This is a genomic window from Streptococcus mitis, from assembly GCF_946190285.1.
Classification (GTDB): Bacteria; Bacillota; Bacilli; order Lactobacillales; family Streptococcaceae; genus Streptococcus; species Streptococcus mitis_CP.
The window spans coordinates 1-881 of record NZ_CAMHZX010000017.1; the positions used below are offsets into that span (position 1 = coordinate 1).

General features: G+C 55.8%; 1 protein-coding gene. It reads right to left on the minus strand.

The features are described 5' to 3' along the window. Positions 1–881, minus strand: an 881-nt coding sequence (locus N8L39_RS09230) for a serine-rich family protein (protein ID WP_261039365.1), incomplete at both ends; no start/stop codon positions are given.

Consider the following 881-nt stretch of genomic DNA (forward strand, 5'->3'; position numbering starts at 1 on the left):
GTTGAAGCTGAGGTAGACGCTACCGCACTTGTGCTTGCTGAGGTAGACGCTACAGCACTTGTTGACGCTGACGTAGAGGCTACGGCACTTGTTGACGCTGACGTTGAGGCTACAGCGCTTGTGCTGGCTGAGGTAGACGCTACAGCGCTTGTGCTGGCTGAAGTAGACGCTACAGCACTGGTGCTGGCTGAGGTAGACGCTACAGCACTGGTGCTGGCTGAGGTAGACGCTACCGCACTTGTTGACGCTGAGGTAGACGCTACTGCACTAGTCGACGCTGATGTAGACGCTACGGCACTTGTTGATGCTGACGTTGAGGCTACCGCACTTGTTGACGCTGACGTAGACGCTACGGCACTTGTTGACGCTGACGTAGACGCTACGGCGCTTGTTGAAGCTGAGGTAGACGCTACAGCACTTGTAGATGCTGACGTTGATGCTACTGCACTTGTGCTTGCTGAGGTAGACGCTACAGCACTTGTTGACGCTGACGTAGACGCTACGGCACTTGTTGACGCTGACGTAGACGCTACCGCGCTTGTGCTGGCTGAGGTAGACGCTACCGCGCTTGTTGACGCTGAGGTAGACGCTACTGCACTAGTCGACGCTGATGTAGACGCTACGGCACTTGTTGATGCTGACGTTGAGGCTACCGCACTTGTTGACGCTGACGTAGACGCTACGGCACTTGTTGACGCTGACGTAGACGCTACGGCGCTTGTTGAAGCTGAGGTAGACGCTACAGCACTTGTAGATGCTGACGTTGATGCTACTGCACTTGTGCTTGCTGAGGTAGACGCTACAGCGCTTGTGCTGGCTGAGGTAGACGCTACGGCACTTGTTGACGCTGACGTAGACGCTACCGCACTGGTGCTTGCTGA